Here is an 18,305-nt window from a genome sequence, read left to right on the forward strand (position 1 = left end):
ACAATTTTATTTATTTGGCCATGCCTTTAATTGTTCTAATAATTCTTCTAGAGGGCCTTCATAAAGCGGGACAGTTGGGATTGATTGTAAAAAACGTTTTCCATAAGAAGCGCTTATCAAACGACGGTCTAATACAAATACTGTTCCGGTATCTGTACTTGTTCTAATCAGACGACCAAATCCTTGTTTGAAACGCAAAATTGCTTGCGGGAGTGCTAACTTAGCGAATACATCCTCTCCTTGATTTTTTAACCACTCTCCTTTTGCTTCCATCATCGGTTGATGAGGAGGCGTAAAGGGCAGCCGGACAATAACAAGACAACTAAGGGCATCTCCAGGTATATCTATCCCTTCCCAAAAACTACTTGTTCCTAACAAAATCGATTTGTCGAACTCTTGAAATTTACGAATGAGACGACTTCGGCTCTTATTATTCACACTTTGCGTTAATAATAAATACCCCTCTAATTCCTCATCATTTTTCAAATTCGTATACGCTTCTTTCAACATTTCATACGAAGTGAATAAAACAAGCATTCTACCTTTTGTAGCTTTCGCTATTTTTGCAATATGTGCCGACACAGATTCAATATATTCTTCATTACTTGCTTGCTTAATAAAAGGCACATCTGTTGAAACCATTAATTTCATCTGTTCTTCAAAACGGAACGGTGACGGAACCTGTAATGTATTAGGAGCAAAATCATGTAAACCTAGCTCCTCTTTTATATAGTCAAATGAATCGTTTACTGTTAACGTTGCTGATGTGAAAATAACACTCTTTTTCTGTGTTAAAAATTCATCAGCAAGCCTTTCACCAATATGAACAGGCTGTGCATATAAAACGGTTGAATGAATTGTTCCCTTCGTTTCAGTCTCCATCCATGTCACGTATGAATTTTTTTCTAAAATGAGTAATTGTAAAGATTGTTCCATCTTTCTCAACAACTCAATTAAATGCATAAATTCACCTGTAACAACATGCATCTCCCATTCTAATTTACTTTGCAATATATCAACTTGCTTCTCAAGTGTAGTCAATAATTTTCTTACATCGTATACAAAACGATTTGTTAACTCGGTAATGCTATCCCATAACTTACCTTTCTCTACTTCCGTGTTATATCGATAAATGAGTGGCATATTGCTTATCCCTTGTTCCTGCTTGGTTTGTTTAAAGATGAAAGCACGTAACATTTGGAATAGCTCATCCGCATCAAATTTCAATTCCTTCAAACTATGACTCACCATACGGAAAGTCGAACGAGAGGCTTGCTCTGATTTTTTCATCATTTTATATACTTTAGAAAGTACATCATCTGTTTCTAGCGTACCAAGACGAGATAAAGCTAATTGAAAATACATGCATGAGAACTGTTCACCTAATGTTCTACTCGCCGCTTCCTCGATATGATGAGCTTCATCAAAAATAATATGTTCACATGAAGCAAACAGTGGTTCTTCACTTGAAAAATCTTGAAATAATAACGCATGATTTGTAATAACGATATCTGCAAATAATGCTTTATTCTTTGCTCTTTGATAAAAACAACGACTATACCAGTTGCTTTGCATCCCGCCTGGACTATGTACATCACTACAAATACGGTTCCAAAGTAACTTGCCGCCCTCAGGAATATTTAATTCATCACGATCGCCAGTTTCCGTTTGCAATAACCACACTAAAATTTTTGCCTTTGTGAGCGCCATATCATAATTTTTCTCTTCCTCTTGCAAAGCATATTCAAATTTATGTAGACAAAGATAATGCTTTCTTCCTTTCAGAAGAGCTACTTCAAATGAAAATGGCATTATTTTCTTTAATAAAGGAATTTCTTTTTCTAGTATTTGTTGTTGCAATTGTACAGTTTGTGTACTTATAATGACAGGTTCTTCTTTTTTCTTTGCAAAATAAATACTTGGAAGTAAATATGCAAGCGTCTTCCCCGTACCTGTTCCTGCTTCAATCAGTGAAAACCTAGAATCTCTTAGCGCTGTATATATTTCCTTCATCATAATCTGTTGGCTTTCTCTTTTTTCAAACTTTGGCATATTCAATTCAAGTTTATCCATTGTCTTATGTAAGAAAGCATCAAATTTAGATGAGCATGTTTCACTGAGGCTTAAAGAATAATTCCGCTTTCGAAGCGCAATATTTCGATACACTTCATACTCCTCTGCCTCTTCTTTACCATGCATCATTTTCTTTAAAATATTTTCAGAAAGTACATCAGCTATATCACTTTGGAAAACATCACTTAATTCATAAAGCGCTTGTAATGTGACCAGTGGTAACTTTTCAATTTCACTTAAAAATTGTAAAAACAACTCCGCTGTTGCAAGAGCATCACTATCCGCACGATGTGGTTGATCATGCTCTAGTTCATGTTGCTTAGCTAAATCACGTAATTTATAACTATCAGCTGTCGGCAAAAGAATTTGCGCCAATTCAACTGTATCGATTTTAGGGCAATGTACTTCTGTATATCCAGCCTGTCTTAATTCTTCATTTAAAAAATTCCAATCAAAGTGAACGTTATGTGCAACAAAAGCCGCACCTTGTAATAGCTCAACAATCATCGGGGCTACATCTCGAAATAACGGGGCTTGTTTTACAAGATCTTCATCAATCCCAGTTAATTCTGTAATAAATAGGGGAATCTCTCTCTTCGGATTAATAAAAGATGAAAAAATCTCTAATATCTCTCCATCTTCCACTACAACAGCTGCAATTTGGGTAATTTTATCCTTCCCATCCTTCCAGGAGTTCCCTGTCGTCTCTAAATCAACAACGACATAACGCTTACTCATATATGTAACACCTCAATTTCTTACCTATCAAACACAAAAATTATATAATGTTACTATACCACGTTTTACCTCATCTTAATGAAAAGATGCACAAAAAAGCTACCTCCTTAATTAGAGATAGCCTTCCTACTTATAATATCGTGCCAGCTTTTTCAGCACCTAGCATTTCAATAATTTGATTATCATCATCTAATACTGCAATTTTCGGCTCTTGTTTATGAATATTTTCTTCTGCCACTAAACCATAGCAAATAATAATAACTTTATCACCTGGTTGTACAAGCCTTGCAGCTGCACCATTTAAACAAACAATACCGCTACCGCGCTCTCCTTTAATAACATATGTCTCTAAGCGAGCTCCGTTGTTGTTATTTACAATTTGTACTTTTTCATTTTCTACAATATTTACCGCATCCATTAAATTTTCATCAATTGTAATACTACCTACATAATTTAAATTTGCTTCTGTTACAGTTGCGCGATGTAACTTCGCTCTCATCATTGTGCGAAACATAGATGCTCCCCCTTATTTCCCCATTAATGTTATATTGTCAATTAATCGTACATTTTCAAACTTAACTGCAATCGCTAAAATGATTCTTCCTTCAATTTCATCCATTACTTTTAATGAAGGATATGCATATAAATCAGCATAATCTACAGTGCCTTTCGTATACTTCTCAATATGCTCTTTCACAAGATTCATAATGATTTCTGGATTACGTTCGCCTGCCTCAATTCGTTCTTTCGCTATACATAGACTGCGGTATAAATGAGGAGCCTCTTCACGTTCTTCTTGTAATAAATACACATTACGAGAACTTTTCGCTAATCCATCTTCTTCCCTTACAATATCAACTGGTACGATCGTAACTGGAATATTAAAATCCGTTACGAATCCTTCAATTACAGCTACTTGCTGTGCATCTTTCATGCCGAAATAAGCACGCGTTGGCAATGTAATATTAAATAGTTTCATTAGTACAGTAGCAACACCAGCGAAATGACCAGGTCTTTGTTTGCCACATAATACGTCGGTACGCTTCACAACTTCTACTGTTGTCGTTTGTTCTGCTGGATACATCTCTTCTACACTCGGATAAAATAAATAATCAACACCATTTTCTTTTGCTACATTTTCATCTCTATCAATATCACGTGGGTATCGATCTAAATCTTCATTTGGCCCAAATTGTAGTGGATTTACAAATACACTTAAAACTACAATTTCATTTTCTTCCCTTGCCTTACGTAGTAACGTAGCATGCCCTTCGTGTAAATACCCCATCGTTGGAACAAAACCGATACTTTTTCCACTTGTACGAAGTTCGTTTGTAATTTGCTGCATCTCTTGCACTGTAGTTATGATTTTCATTATTGTTTTCCTCCGTATAACGCTAAGCATTCTTCCTCTTTCATTGTGAATGAATGTTTTTCTTCAGGAAATTGCCCTGTCTTTACTTCAGTAACGTATTGCGAAATCCCTCGCACAATCTCCTCTTGAACAGACGTATATTGCTTCACAAATTTCGGAACACGATTTACGCCGTACGAGATAAGATCATGGTATACAAGAACTTGCCCATCTACTTTTTTTCCTGCTCCAATTCCGATTGTAGGAATTGTTAACTGCTCTGAAATAAGTTCTGCTAATTGCATTGGCACACACTCTAACACAAGTGCTATTGCACCAGCTTCCTCACATTTCTTTGCATCTTCTATTAATTTTTTTGCACTTTCAGCATCTTTCCCTTGTACTTTATACCCACCTAGCACTCCTACAGATTGAGGAGTTAAACCTAAATGCGCCACAACGGGAACTCCCGCATTCGTTAAGTAATGAATAGTTGATATAACTTCTCCAGCACCTTCTACCTTTAATGCATGTGCCCCGCTCTCTTGAACAATGCGACGTGCATTAACCATCGTATCTTGCAATGAGACATGATAAGACATAAATGGCATATCAGTTACAATAAACGTCTCTTTCGCTCCGCGGCGTACAGCTTTCGTATGATGAATCATATCCTCTACTGTTACTGGAACTGTTGAATCATACCCAAGTACAACCATTCCTAGAGAATCACCCACTAAAATCATATCGACTTTAGCTTCTTCTGCTAATTTAGCAGATGGATAATCATACGCCGTTAGCATTGTAATCGGCTCACCTTGCTCTTTCATTTTCAAAAAATCTGTTTTTGTTTTCAAAAACTACTCCTCCTTTATGCAGGAGAGAGGAGATGGCCGAAATCATATAAAAAACCCCTCTGGCCATAAAAGGGCAGAAGGGTTGTGTGTTAGTCGGCATTATTCATCCCTCTGTCCCAGTCCGTTATTGGATCAAGGCAGAATCCAAATTATTATTTTTTCATACTGCGTAAAATAATGGTGCAGTTCGCTTTGATACTGCCCATATTCGAACTAATTATAGCAAACTCTGAAAAGGAATTGCTACATTTTTTTGAAAAAATAATTTTCTATTCCTATTACGGTATGTGAAATTTATCAGTATATAAATGACAAAAAGAAGCTCCAAAATAGGAACTTCTTTTACTTAATTTCTATATCGGCAGAATGAATGTGGTGCACTTGTCCTTGATGATCCTCAAGTAACAATACACCATCCTCCGTAATCCCTTTTGCTAGCCCATTAATAGTTTCCTTCATCGTTCGAGCTGTAATTTCTTTTCCGATACTTACTGCGTAACTTTCCCACAGAATTTTAATAACAGAGAAGCCATTTTTTAAATACTCTTCATACAATTTCTCTAATTGCAAGAAAATTTGTTGCATAAGTTCCGCACGAACAATCGGCTTATCCGATTCAATTGCTAATGAAGTTGCAATTTGCTGAATTTCCTCATCAAAATGTTCTTGTTTCTGATTTGCATTAATGCCAATTCCCATAATAACAGCATTAATTTTATCTGGATCCGCTTGCATCTCCGTTAATATACCGACAGCTTTTTTACCTTGAATTAAAATATCATTTGGCCATTTAATCCCTACGTTTACACCGGTACATTTTTCAATTGCTTGCGCTACGCTAACAGCTGCTAATAAAGTAAGCTGCGGGGCATGGTGAACTGGAATAGATGGACGCAAAATAATACTCATCCAAATTCCTGTTCCTTTTGGAGAATACCATTTTCTACTTAAACGTCCTCTACCTGCTGTTTGTTCTTCAGCAACAACAATTGTTCCCTCTTCTGCGCCTTCATGAGCAAGTCTTGCTGCAATATGCTGAGTAGATTCAACCGATTCTTCAAAATAAACCGTTCTACCGATACGCTCTGTTTGTAATCCTAATTGAATCTCATTAGCAGTTACTTTATCTGGTTTACTAGCAATTCGGTACCCTAAGCGGCGTACAGCTTCTAGTTCATACCCTTCATTACGAAGATCCTCCATATGCTTCCATACAGCGGTTCTCGAACAGCCAAGTTTGTCACTAAGTGTTTGACCAGATACAAATGCACCATCTGCTTCAGAAAAAACTTGTAATAGCTGCTTTCTTATAGTAGATTGCATCTTTGTAGCCACTCCCTTATATTCTCTTTCTTATTAACTAAATCTCCTTGTACGATTGCTTCTTCAATATTTTGAAGCATTTCGGCAACCCACGGACCTGGCTTTTTATCTGCCCAGCTTAATAAATCGTTACCAGTCACATTCATTTCTTGACGATTTTTTATCGGCAATGTATGAAATAATGATTGTACTTGCTTAACAGACGCACTATTATAACTTTCTATTATCGCTTCATATACTCTTTCCGCCATCTCAGCTATGTGAATTCCAGTTTTATAAAGAAGGATTGTATCCCACTCCTTCTCCTTTCTAGAACGAATTGCTAATAAAACCGCTACGATATCTTTAATCTTTTTATTCGAGAACTTCCATTGACGTAAAAAGACAGATGGATGCTCTTCTCCGATACAATATAAGAAAAATGCCCACGCCTCAACGTCTGTTTCGAAAGAATCCCATTTATACTGCGTAGCTTTCAAGAGTCTTTCTTCTGACATTTGTAAATATGGCAGATGAGCAAATAGCTTCGTTTCTACTAACTCTTGAAGACCATTCACACAATATGTACCGGTCAACAATTTTTCAAATTCAACTGTAATTCTTTCAATCGCTATATGTTCGAGTAAATGCCCATACGTTTCAATTGCTTGTTTCGTCTTTATTTCCAAAGAGAAACCTAACGTACTTACGAACCGAATACCACGCATCATTCGCAGTGCATCTTCTTGAAAACGGTCTGCAGCATCTCCAACCGTTGTAATTTCCTTCAGACGAATCGCTTCTTGTCCGGCAAATAAATCAACCATTTCGCCTTCCTCTGTCATCGCAATTGCATTCATCGTGAAATCACGTCGTTTTAGATCCTCTTCTAATGAACGGACAAATTGAACACTACTAGGTCTCCGAAAATCTTCATATTCGCTTTCTGTCCGAAAAGTAGTTACCTCATACGGTTCACCATTTTCTACAACAATTACAGTTCCATGCTCAAGACCAACCGGAACATGTCTTGGGAAAATAGCCATCACTTCTTCTGGTAAAGCAGATGTTGCGATATCGATATCTCCAATCGGTCTATCGATGATAAGATCGCGTACACTTCCACCAACGAAGTAAGCCTCATGTCCGTGCTGTTTTAATATCTCAATAATTGAACTAGCTTTTTTAAATCTTTCCATTCTTGTCATCCCTTAGTATGTCATAATAAATCGCCTCATACTGTGAAACGATTTTTTCCGAACGAAACTGCTCATATACAGATTTCATCGCCCGCTCTCCCATATTACGGTGAAGTTCTTCATTTTCTAGTAGTTGAATTGCTTGCTTAGCTATTCCGTCTGTATCTCCAACTTCACATATATATCCTGTTTCACTATGTTGAATGACCTCTGGAATGCCCCCAACCCTCGTTCCGATACTAGGCACACCACACGCCATCGCTTCTAATATAACGAGACCAAAACTTTCCTTTTCTGATAAAAGTAGCATTAAATCACTCATTGCAAGAAGCTCTGCAACATTATCTTGCTTTCCTAGGAATAAGACACGTTCCTCAATATGTAAACTTTTCACCAATTGTAAAATAGTACAGAACTCTGGTCCATCACCAACAAGAAGCAATTTCGCATCTACTTCCTTTACAATTTTGGCAAATGACTGCACAACATCCTGTACACGCTTAACCTTTCGGAAATTTGAAATATGAATCAACACTTTTTCATTTTCTCGTATACCATATTCTTTTTTTAATTGAGACATATCACGTTTGAAATAAACACGTTCGTCTACAAAATTGTATACCGTCTCAATTTCTTTATCTGGTTTTACAAGTTCATTCGTTTCTTCAATTAACGAATGTGACACAGCCGTAACAACATCAGATTGTTCAATACCAAAGCGAATTAAATTATTTAACGAAGGGTCGGAACCTAACACAGTAATATCCGTTCCATGTAAGGTTGTAACAATTTTAATACGCTCCCCAATCATTTGTTTTGCTAAATATGCACAAATAGCATGAGGGATTGCATAATGCACATGTAAAATATCAAGGTTTTCTCTTTGAGCAACCTCTGCCATTTTACTCGCTAATGCTAAATCGTAAGGTGGATATTGAAAAACAGAATATTGATTTACTGTTACTTCGTGAAAATAAATGTTCGGGTACACTTTATTCAATCGAAATGGTACACCCGATGTAATAAAATGAATTTCATGTCCGCGTTCCGCCAATTGCTTTCCTAACTCTGTCCCAACTACCCCAGAACCACCTACAGAAGGATAACATGTAATACCTATTTTCAATTTCATTTACATCCCCCTATTAAATCAGCATGTAATAAAACCGGTTTCTTACTCATAAATCCTTCGGCATACAACACTCCAACTTCTTTCCCAAACATCTTCTCCCGAGCAATTACAGTTTCAACGTATCCTTCGGTTAATGGCGTCTTAACACCATCACTCCCTGTTGAAAACTGACTTTCATACGCTTCTAAGGCTTCCACCTTTTTAGAAAGGTATTCACTAATATCTATACAAAAATTCGGTTTATGAAAACCATTAATCATATAATTATAAAAAGACTCTACTCGGTGCGGCGGAAGTTCAGGCATATATTTACGAATTCCCGCTGAAAAGATAGCTTCTTCCACAAGTTTCGCGCAATTAGCATGGTCTGGATGACGATCTTCGTAATATGGTGCGAAAATTAGTGTTGGTTTATATGTACGAATAATCTTTACAATTTCACGTATATACTCTTCTTTCATATACAAACCACGGTCTGGCATTGCTAAATTAATTCTCGTTTTTACTCCCATAATACGAGCTGCAGCCTTTGCTTCTTCTTTTCTTAGTTCTACCGTTCCATTTGAAGAAAGATCAGCTTCTGTTAAATCGCAAATACCTACTTCATATCCTTGCTTCGTATACTTTGCAATGGTACCTGCCATGCCGATTTCAACATCATCGGCATGAGCACCAAACGCTAATATATGTAATCCACTCATAATTGTTCCCCTCATTTTCTTAACTTTCGGTAATCTAAATCTCCCCGCTCTAATGCATGCATTAGCATTTCAGCACTTGCCATATTCGTTGCTAGTGGGATGGCGTATACATCACATAAACGAAGTAACGCATTGACATCAGGTTCATGTGGCTGCGCTGTTAGTGGATCCCGGAAAAAAATTACCATATCCATCTCATTTTTTGCAATCATTGCACCAATTTCTTGATCGCCACCAAGAGGACCAGATTGATATCTTGTTACAACTAAACCAGTTGCCTCCATAATACGAAGTCCTGTCGTTCCTGTTGCAAAAAGTTCATGTTTTTCAAAAATTGGTTTATATGCGTATGCGAACGAAACCATATCATCTTTCTTTTTGTCATGTGCGATTAAGGCAATTTTCATCCGTTGTCTCCCCTTTAGTCAATAATGTTTTCTAAACCGTACACAAGATGATCAAGGTTCATTACTGTTTCAATTGATAGTTTTACACCTGACATAAATGATGCACGGTTGAATGAATCATGACGAACTGTTAACATTTGTCCATCTCCGCCGAACATTACTTCTTGGTGTGCAATAAGCCCTGGTAGACGTACGCTATGAATGTGAATACCGTCTACATTTGCACCACGTGCTCCTTCTAATTGTTCCGTTTCATTAGGGTGTCCTTGCTCTTTTGGTACACGATTTTGACGGATTAATTCCACTGTTTTTACAGCTGTGCCAGATGGTGCATCTAATTTTTGATCATGGTGTAATTCAATTACTTCAACATCTTGGAAGTACTTCGCTGCCATTTGTGAAAATTTCATCATAAGAACTGCACCAATTGCAAAGTTTGGAGCGATAATTGTTCCTACTTCTTTTTCTTTTGCATTTTCTGTTAATTGCTTTAGTTCTTCTTCAGTAAATCCAGTTGTACCAATAACAGATCGAAGTCCACGTTCAACTGCAAGTGTCACATGTTTCTTTCCAATTTCTGGAGTTGTTAAATCTAACAATACATCCGCTTCTACTTCATCTAAACAAGTATGTAAATCCGCGTAAATAGGTGCATCTAGCGCTGGCATTCCTGGTAAATCAGAAATTTTTTCTCCGCCATGCTTATAATCAATTGCTGCTACTAAATTGAAATGTTCTGTTCTTTCCATAAGAAGGACTGCTTCATGCCCCATACGTCCTCTTGGTCCAGCGATAATTACTTTAATTTCTTTCATTATTCTTTCTCTCCCTCATCAATACGTGTCCAGCGATCTTTATCACGTGTATTAAATTTATTCATTACAATGTTATGCGCTGTTTCTAAATCAATATTTAAACTATTTGCCATACAAATCATAACAAATAATACATCTCCAAGCTCTTCTTCAATACTTCGCTCTTTTTCAGTTGTTTTCTTCGGCTTCTCACCATAATAATGGTTAACCTCTCTTGCAAGCTCTCCCATTTCTTCCGTTAAACGAGCCATCATTGCAAGTGGACTGAAATAACCTTCTTTAAACTGACCGATATATGCATCTACTTCTTTCTGCATATCTTTCATCGTTTTTGCTTCCATACTAGTCACCTCTATTCCTTCCTCTTTCATGTTAGCCAATTCATCGCGATTTGACAAATATTATTCCCTCATATCCCCTATTTGCGACCCTTTTTTGGATAGACTATAATAAAGTGAAACTTTCTTTTGCGTTTTTTTGCAAAAAGATTAGCCTGAACCAATCAGGTCCCTACGGCTGGTTCGCCCTTTTCTTCTTCGCTTTTCCCTCTACCAGCCGTTGGGACGGGGTAAAGTGAAACTTTCTTTTGTGTGATTTTTGCAAAAAATCAGCCTGAACCAATCGGGCTCTTACGGCTTGTTTGCTCTTTCTTCTCTGCTTATCCCCCACCAGCCGTTGGGGCGGGGTAAAGTGAAACTTTCTTTTGCAGTTTTTTCGTAAAAGATCAACCTGAACTAATTAAGCTCTTATACCATTCTCTATTTTTACTAGCAACTAGAAATAACTTATTATTATGTTTTATCGTTTAAGGGGAGCAATGCAATCATTACATAATTAGGGGGATTTCTAAATGACATCAAATTTGAAGATTCGAAATATCATTTTTATTTTAATCGGTTCCGCTATTTTTTCTTTCGGTATTGTGAATATCAATATTGAAAACCATCTTGCAGAGGGTGGATTTACCGGCATTACGCTATTATTATATTTTAAATTTTCACTTGATCCTTCCTATACAAACTTAATTTTAAACGTCCCTCTATTTTTCATTGGCTGGAAATTACTCGGCCGAACAACATTTTTATACACATTAATCGGTACATTTAGCGTCTCTTTATTCCTTTGGGTGTTTCAGCGCTACGAGATTCTCAACTTACATTTAAACTTGCAAAATGATATGACACTGGCTGCTTTATTCGCTGGGGCATTTATCGGTATTGGACTTGGAATTATATTCAAATACGGCGGGACTACTGGCGGTGTTGATATTATCGCAAGACTGGCTCACAAATATGTTGGCTGGAGTATGGGAAAAACGATGTTTATGTTTGATGCCGTCGTTATCATTATCTCTATTCTTACATATTTATCATATCGAGAAGGTATGTATACGTTAGTTGCTGTATTTATCGGTGCTAAGGTTATTGATTTTATGCAAGAAGGAGCTTATGCAGCAAAAGGAGCAACTATCATTTCTGATAAAAACGATGAAATTGCTTCAAAAATTTTATCAGAAATGGAGCGCGGAGCAACCTTTTTAAAAGCAGTTGGATCCTATACGAAAGTTGAACGAAATGTACTATATTGTGTTGTTGCAAAAAACGAAATCGTGAAATTAAAAAATATCATTATTTCAGTAGATCCTCACGCCTTTGTTGCTGTAAGTGATGTACATGATGTCGTCGGCGAAGGATTTACACTAGATGAAAATAAAAATCCGTTACATAATTAGATTCAACTAGAAAAGCTCTTTAGCTTTTCTAGTTTTTTATTACATATCTTTTAAGTTTCTCCAAATCCTCATAAATGAGCTCCAATAAACTCCGATTATAAAAAATTGAAGCTGGATGAAAAGTAGGAAATATATTATATTCTTTTTCAGTCCATATAAATTCTGTACCGCTACTATCTTTTAATTGCTGCACGGGTTGTTTTAACAATTCGCCATGAACATCCGTAATTTTATTATTTTTACCAACTAAACGCTGTAATGCAATATTACCAAGTGTAACAATAACAGGCGGCTGTATAAGTTCCAACTCATAATCTAACAAAGGTGCATGGGCAAGTATTTCTCCTTGATTTGGCGTTCTATTATACCTTTTCTGTAGTATTTCGCCATTTCGTTCCCTTTTCTCTCTCCATTTATAAGGTCTACTTCGAACCGCACTCGTAATATATACTTCTTCCCTTGTAACGTGAATACGTTCTAAAAACTCCATTAAATGCTTTCCTGCTCTCCCGCTAAACGGAATACCATTATGAATTTCTGTTTCACCAGGCGCTTCTCCAACGAGCATCAATTTCGGATTTCTAGGGCCCTTCCCACTTAAAAAACCTTCTAATTGGTATGTAGCACTTCGCTCCCTCACTTGTTTAATTAAATGATTTGGATATTCTATGTCTGTCACCTTCTTTCATCATTCCATACTTATCTTTTTTAAACTAGTTCTACACCCCATATTATCTCTATTATTTCCATTTATAACATATTATAAGATTCAATCCACAAAACAAAAAAGACTATCATAATTGATAGTCTTTAATCGTCGCTACGCTGCATACCAGTATAAATTAATACGAGACGTAATAATTCAAATACTGCTACAGCTGCTGCTGCTACATATGTTAATGCTGCCGCATTTAATACTTTACGAGCCTGACCGTACTCATCTGTTGATACGATACCAAGTGCTTCAATTTGTTGCATTGCACGTTTTGATGCATCAAACTCAACTGGTAATGTAACAAGTTGGAAAATAACACCTGCTGCCATTAAAATAATTCCTAATAACAACAAACCAGACATTTGTGCAAATACACCAATTAGGACAAAAACCCATGACATGTTTGAACCAAAATTAGCAACTGGCACTAACGAATGGCGTACACGCATGAAGTTATAATCTTTCGCATCTTGAATTGCGTGTCCTACTTCATGTGCTGCTACAGCTGTACCAGCAACTGAATGTCCATAATAGTTATCTGTTGATAATCGTACTGTTTTTGCTGTTGGATCGTAATGATCCGATAAATGACCTGGCGTTTCTTCTACAGCTACATTGTACAATCCATTTTCATCCAAAATTTTCCGAGCCACTTCCGCTCCTGTCATACCTGATGTTGAATAAACTTGTGAATACTTGCTATAGGCACTACGTACTTTTGACTGTGCATACAACGGTATGATCAAAATGATCGCGAAGTAAATTAAATAAAACATCATAAACCTCCATTGAAGTTTTAATTATAGTACTTCTCATTCTATTTTTTTCTTACACCATTGTCAATAAATAAACCTTACAATCCGTATCTTTGTTTATACGCATTATCTATCTTTAGAATGCAAGTTACTTCTCCGCTTTTCTCTCTCCCCTTTATACTTTCTCCAGCCAACATACGTTAAAGTGAACAAAATAAGTCCTCCAGTAATGGTCATAAACCAAATGAGAGAGGGAGCAATCTCATCTTTTTTTACTGTATGAAATATTTTTTGCAAATCACCTTTAATAATCCCTAGTTGCATTTGTCCACCTTTCGTTTTTAACATAACGTTACGAAATTCATCCAAATAAGATAAATGTGCATTTACACGCTGCGCTTCGTTTTCTGGCAAGGCAATCATTAAACTAGGATAAATAATATTAAATTCATTTAAAAATGTATTTAGCGTCTGTTGGAACTGTCCATCATCGTCTTTTTCCATCGCCTTTTCTACTTGAGAAAAAGCATTCATTATCTTGCTTTCTCTTTCCATCCAAAGTGGCTGATATTTAGATACTTGTGCATCAACAGCAAGTTGTAACGCTAACATATTATCCACTTTAACTTGCCTATCTAAATCTTCCGCGAGAGATTGTTTCGCCTTATCGTATGCTAAAGAAACGACTCTAATTTGTCCCGGAGTTACTTTTGAATTATTTTCATTTTCATTTGATAGAAATTGCTCTGAGAAATGGTGCAGTACTTGTATTGCCTTTTCATCTTCTTTTTTCTTCACTAACTGCAAAGAGTCATCTAGCAATCCAGTTAGTTCACTCCATTCTTCAGCATATATACGTACTGGAAACATTATAATTAGAAATGCTATCAGTCCAATTAATGTTCTCTTCATCCCGGTCCCCCCTATAACTACTAGTACAAAATATGTGGAATTGGACAAGAATAGAACAGAACAAAACCAAAAAATATATTATCTCTATGAAAATAAAAAAATTCTCTTTAAACAGAGAATTTTTTCTTTGAAACCCTTTTCTTTTTCACTAAATATTTATACACACCGTAACAAAGTATGCTACCACCTAAAATCAATAACAAAATAACACATGCAGCATGCATAAAGAATTCTTCCGGTAACATTAAAATAACCGGATCTGTTTCAATATCAAACATCCAATAATCATTGCTAAATAAAAGCTTATGAAATAATACGAAACTCTTTTCAAAATTAATCGCAATTGGTAATGTAAGAGCTATTGGAAAAATAATTGTAAGAATCGCTCCGTGAAGTAAAAACTTTTCTTTTTTCTTTTTTAATAAATACGCTCCTCCTAATACAGCAATTACAATCGTTCCATACATTACATATTGAATCTTTACTAAAACATTTTTAACATCCACAAAATGAATGCGTCCATTTGTGGACATATCTAATGTCGGCAATTGTAATACACCTTCATAGAACGGCGATAAATATGTAATAAGCACATCGTAGTTTCTCTTAATTTCATCTTTCGTCATATCCGCTAAATCTGGAATATTTAAAAAATCAATTTCAAAATAATACAACCATTTTCCATATACAACTACCGTTGTCGCGAGAGCGAAAATAGAAAATGCTATGCTATATGAAACAACTAAAGTGATCAATCGATCCAATATGTTTATACCACTCTTATTTTTCTTCATTTTCTCCCCCTAAATATCATCACCATCATAAAGAAAACTGTTTTCGGTTCTCACGTAAGCAATAATAATATGTGATACACAATACAGCAATACTTAGCCAAAACGTAAAATAACCAATTTTCTCTACAAACAAATGCATAATTCCGTATCTCGGCATTTGCCAAAATAAATAATCAATTGCATCATTATGTAACGTCCATATGCCAGCTACAATGAAATGCCATTTTTTTATCCGGTAAAACGGAGCATATAACACTCCCTGCACCGCCATTGCAAAATGAGATAACATTAACATATATCCCATAAGACCAATAGGACCTTTTACATAAATCAAAACCCCATTTACAACAACAGCCCAAATACCATATTTTATTAAAGTAACTATCGCTAACGCCTCTATTAATCCCCAGTTCTTCTTTATCAAAAAAGCAATTAGAACAAAGACAAAAAAGAGACTCGCCATAGGACTATCTGGTACAAACGGCCAAAATATAGGTGAGGTTTCTTTTAATTGATTTCCATACCATATGAATCCGTAAATTGTACCTAATATGTTAACAACCAATAAAAATAATAGTACCGAACGTTGCCTTAACATTGCATACAAGTAAACCAAGCTGTATGTCCAACACCTTTCAAACAAAGTAATTCTTTCATCGAACTCTACTCTATTATATAGCAAACTTTCCTTCATCAAAATAAAAAGCTGACTACAGATTTTGTAGTCAGCTTTTCGATTATTTTTTATTATACTTTGCAACGAATTCCGAAAGCTTTTTCAGTTCTTCATCTGTACCTTTAAATACCCCTTTAGGCATTGAACCTTTTCCATCTTTCGCAATTTTAGCGATTTCTTCTGGTTTTAAAGTTAAGTTTTGCAAAGCCGGTGCTGCCGCCCCGCCCTGTAAATTGTCACCATGACATGTTAAACAAGTATTCTTTTGCATTAACTTGTAGCCGTCATCATTTTTATCAACTGGTGCTGTTTTTACAATTGCTCCTTGTTTTTTTGCAGCTTCCCAGTCGTGATGTGCTACAGATTCCCAAGTTAAGAAGATAATCGATGCAATTGCTAAAAGCATAAACCCCGTTGCTACAGGACGCTTCAATGGCGCTCTTTCTGGGCCTCGATCTAGAAACGGAGCTAATAGTAACGCTCCAAACGCAATCCCCGGCATAATAAACGCACCAATTACAGTAAATGAGCCTGAAGCATACGAATACTTTAATAACTGATACAAGAATAAGAAATACCAATCTGGAAGTGGTATATACCCTGCATCTGTAGGATCCGCCATTCTCTCAAGCGGTGACGGATGCGCCACTGTTAAACATAAATAACCGATTAAAAAAACTGCACCAACCATCCATTCTTTTAACAAGAAATTCGGCCAAAACGCTTCTGTTTTCCCTGGATATTCAGAATAATCTTTTGGAATATTTGGTTTCCGAGCTACTGGTACCCGAGAATCTCCTACAAACTTCATCCCTTTGCCGCGATGCATAATCTCCCTCCTTTTGTTCTTTCCCCTTTAATTTAGCAATCTCTTATAACGGACCGGAAATACCTTGTTTGCGAATCATGATGAAGTGGAAGGCCATTAAACCTAGAAGTGCTGCTGGTAAGAAGAAGACGTGAATAGCAAAGAAGCGAGTTAATGTTTGAGCGCCAACAATTTCGGAATGACCAGCGAGTAATGTTTTAATATAAGGACCAATGAGCGGCGTTTGCTCTGCGATTTGAATCCCTACTTTCGTAGCAAATAACGCTTTCATATCCCATGGTAATAAATATCCGGTAAAACCAAGACCTAACATAACAAAGAAAATAAGAACACCAACAATCCAGTTTAACTCACGAGGCTTTTTATACGCACCTTGGAAGAAAACTCTGAGTGTATGTAAAAACATCATTACAATTACGAGACTAGCGCCCCAGTGGTGCATACCACGAACAATTTGCCCGTATGCAACTTCATTTTGTAAATAGTAAACCGATTCCCAAGCATTTTTAATATCAGGCACATAATACATCGTTAAAAACATTCCAGACAAAATTTGAATTACGGTAACGAAAAAGGTAAGTCCTCCAAAGCAATAGACGAATGCAGAAAAGTGATGCGCCGGGTTAACATGCTCAGGTACTTCATGATCAGCGATATCACGCCATATCGGTGTAATATCTAAACGTTCGTCCACCCAATCATAAATTTTATTTAACATCTACTTTGCACCCCCTTTTGGCTTCGCTTTTCCTAAATAAAGTGTTCCATCTTTTACTTTGGATTCGTATACGTCAAGCGGAGCAAGAGGCGGTGTGCCTTTAATGTTCATCCCATCTTTTGTGTAACGTCCCCCGTGACATGGGCAAAAGAATTGATTAGGATGTGCTTTGTCCGAATTCCAGTTCACTGTACAACCTAAATGTTTACACACTGGAGAAAATGCAACGATGTCTCCGCTTTCATCTTTATGCACCCAAGCAGATTTTGGCTCTTCAGACTTGTACCATCCGTCAACCTGCTTCACCTTAAAATCGAAGCGCTTCGGTTCTGTTGTAATATCCTTTACTTGTGCAACAGCTACCATATCTGTTCCCGCTTCTTTTCTTAACACCGGATCAAGCGCAAACCGCGTCATCGGCATTAAAATACCCGCTGCCATAAAGCCTCCTACCCCTGTAAGTGTGTAATTTAAAAATTGTCTTCTTGACACACGATGTTCTTTCTCGCTCACGAAAATTTCCCCCCTCTATCAGAAATTGTCCCCTCGTGAAAAAATTATATAAAAAATAAAAACTAGGACACTATCATGATATA

20 protein-coding genes are annotated in these 18,305 nt (G+C 36.5%); 1 reads left to right on the forward strand and 19 read right to left on the reverse strand.

The features are described from left to right. Positions 1-6: 6 nt before the first annotated feature. The 11 genes from dinG to QCI75_RS19210 form a co-directional block, all read right to left on the reverse strand. Positions 7-2,811 carry an ATP-dependent DNA helicase DinG gene (dinG, locus tag QCI75_RS19160; protein WP_144509028.1) on the reverse strand — a complete coding sequence of 935 codons (2,805 nt, stop codon included), beginning with the start codon at positions 2,809-2,811 and terminating at the stop codon, positions 7-9. A gap of 130 nt (positions 2,812-2,941) precedes the next feature. Next, positions 2,942-3,325 carry an aspartate 1-decarboxylase gene (gene panD, locus QCI75_RS19165; protein ID WP_078204384.1) on the reverse strand — a complete coding sequence of 128 codons (384 nt, stop codon included), beginning with the start codon at positions 3,323-3,325 and terminating at the stop codon, positions 2,942-2,944. 12 nt (positions 3,326-3,337) lie between these two features. Next, a complete protein-coding gene (gene panC, locus QCI75_RS19170) occupies positions 3,338-4,186 on the reverse strand; it encodes a pantoate--beta-alanine ligase (RefSeq protein ID WP_144505315.1) in 849 nt (282 codons plus the stop codon). Beyond that, the gene (gene panB / locus QCI75_RS19175; RefSeq protein WP_078204382.1) at positions 4,186-5,022 is read right to left on the reverse strand and encodes a 3-methyl-2-oxobutanoate hydroxymethyltransferase; all 837 of its coding nucleotides are present in this window, start codon (positions 5,020-5,022) and stop codon (positions 4,186-4,188) included. The genes panC and panB overlap by 1 nt, the downstream gene beginning before the upstream one ends. 342 nt (positions 5,023-5,364) lie before the next feature. Continuing rightward, positions 5,365-6,345 carry a biotin--[acetyl-CoA-carboxylase] ligase gene (locus QCI75_RS19180; protein ID WP_144505314.1) on the reverse strand — a complete coding sequence of 327 codons (981 nt, stop codon included), beginning with the start codon at positions 6,343-6,345 and terminating at the stop codon, positions 5,365-5,367. Then, complete coding sequence (locus tag QCI75_RS19185; protein WP_144505313.1) at positions 6,330-7,523, reverse strand: CCA tRNA nucleotidyltransferase; 1,194 nt, start codon at positions 7,521-7,523, stop codon at positions 6,330-6,332. Before QCI75_RS19185 ends, QCI75_RS19180 begins: the two co-directional genes overlap by 16 nt. Beyond that, positions 7,510-8,655 (reverse strand): N-acetyl-alpha-D-glucosaminyl L-malate synthase BshA, encoded by a 1,146-nt coding sequence (gene bshA / locus QCI75_RS19190; RefSeq protein ID WP_144505312.1) that lies wholly within the window; start codon positions 8,653-8,655, stop codon positions 7,510-7,512. The genes QCI75_RS19185 and bshA overlap by 14 nt, the downstream gene beginning before the upstream one ends. Beyond that, on the reverse strand, positions 8,652-9,356 hold the full coding sequence (bshB1, locus tag QCI75_RS19195; RefSeq protein ID WP_002011848.1) for a bacillithiol biosynthesis deacetylase BshB1: 705 nt from the start codon (positions 9,354-9,356) through the stop codon (positions 8,652-8,654). Before bshB1 ends, bshA begins: the two co-directional genes overlap by 4 nt. Positions 9,357-9,367: 11 nt before the next feature. Beyond that, the gene (gene mgsA, locus QCI75_RS19200; protein ID WP_000684753.1) at positions 9,368-9,763 is read right to left on the reverse strand and encodes a methylglyoxal synthase; all 396 of its coding nucleotides are present in this window, start codon (positions 9,761-9,763) and stop codon (positions 9,368-9,370) included. A gap of 14 nt (positions 9,764-9,777) precedes the next feature. Beyond that, entirely contained in the window at positions 9,778-10,578 is an 801-nt protein-coding gene (gene dapB, locus QCI75_RS19205; RefSeq protein WP_070141540.1) for a dihydrodipicolinate reductase, read from the reverse strand. Continuing rightward, the gene (locus QCI75_RS19210) at positions 10,578-10,919 is read right to left on the reverse strand and encodes a nucleotide pyrophosphohydrolase (RefSeq protein ID WP_002108639.1); all 342 of its coding nucleotides are present in this window, start codon (positions 10,917-10,919) and stop codon (positions 10,578-10,580) included. Before QCI75_RS19210 ends, dapB begins: the two co-directional genes overlap by 1 nt. 509 nt (positions 10,920-11,428) lie before the next feature. Here QCI75_RS19210 and QCI75_RS19215 point away from each other — a divergent pair. Then, a complete protein-coding gene (locus tag QCI75_RS19215; RefSeq protein ID WP_002117707.1) occupies positions 11,429-12,310 on the forward strand; it encodes a YitT family protein in 882 nt (293 codons plus the stop codon). A gap of 28 nt (positions 12,311-12,338) precedes the next feature. On the opposite strand, the gene QCI75_RS19220 is transcribed toward QCI75_RS19215, so the two are convergent. The 8 genes from QCI75_RS19220 to qcrA form a co-directional block, all read right to left on the reverse strand. Further along, the gene (locus tag QCI75_RS19220) at positions 12,339-12,989 is read right to left on the reverse strand and encodes a uracil-DNA glycosylase (protein WP_144505311.1); all 651 of its coding nucleotides are present in this window, start codon (positions 12,987-12,989) and stop codon (positions 12,339-12,341) included. A 131-nt stretch (positions 12,990-13,120) separates the two neighbouring features. Further along, positions 13,121-13,801 (reverse strand): zinc metallopeptidase, encoded by a 681-nt coding sequence (locus QCI75_RS19225; RefSeq protein ID WP_000499538.1) that lies wholly within the window; start codon positions 13,799-13,801, stop codon positions 13,121-13,123. 105 nt (positions 13,802-13,906) lie between these two features. Next, a complete protein-coding gene (gene ypjB, locus QCI75_RS19230) occupies positions 13,907-14,692 on the reverse strand; it encodes a sporulation protein YpjB (protein ID WP_144505309.1) in 786 nt (261 codons plus the stop codon). 107 nt (positions 14,693-14,799) lie between these two features. Beyond that, positions 14,800-15,486, reverse strand: coding sequence for a lipoprotein intramolecular transacylase Lit (gene lit / locus QCI75_RS19235; protein ID WP_144505307.1), 687 nt, complete (start codon positions 15,484-15,486; stop codon positions 14,800-14,802). 25 nt (positions 15,487-15,511) lie between these two features. Then, a complete protein-coding gene (gene lhaT, locus QCI75_RS19240; RefSeq protein ID WP_144505305.1) occupies positions 15,512-16,102 on the reverse strand; it encodes a lipoprotein heptaprenylglyceryl N-acetyltransferase LhaT in 591 nt (196 codons plus the stop codon). 121 nt (positions 16,103-16,223) lie between these two features. Next, positions 16,224-16,991, reverse strand: coding sequence for a menaquinol-cytochrome c reductase cytochrome b/c subunit (gene qcrC / locus QCI75_RS19245; protein ID WP_144505303.1), 768 nt, complete (start codon positions 16,989-16,991; stop codon positions 16,224-16,226). 43 nt (positions 16,992-17,034) lie between these two features. Beyond that, complete coding sequence (gene qcrB / locus QCI75_RS19250; RefSeq protein WP_000932700.1) at positions 17,035-17,709, reverse strand: menaquinol-cytochrome c reductase cytochrome b subunit; 675 nt, start codon at positions 17,707-17,709, stop codon at positions 17,035-17,037. After that, complete coding sequence (qcrA, locus tag QCI75_RS19255; RefSeq protein WP_001290419.1) at positions 17,710-18,222, reverse strand: menaquinol-cytochrome c reductase iron-sulfur subunit; 513 nt, start codon at positions 18,220-18,222, stop codon at positions 17,710-17,712. Between the last annotated feature and the right edge of the window lie 83 nt (positions 18,223-18,305).

It is taken from the genome of Bacillus cereus group sp. RP43, assembly GCF_040459645.1.
In the GTDB taxonomy this organism is placed as follows: Bacteria; Bacillota; Bacilli; order Bacillales; family Bacillaceae_G; genus Bacillus_A; species Bacillus_A mycoides_C.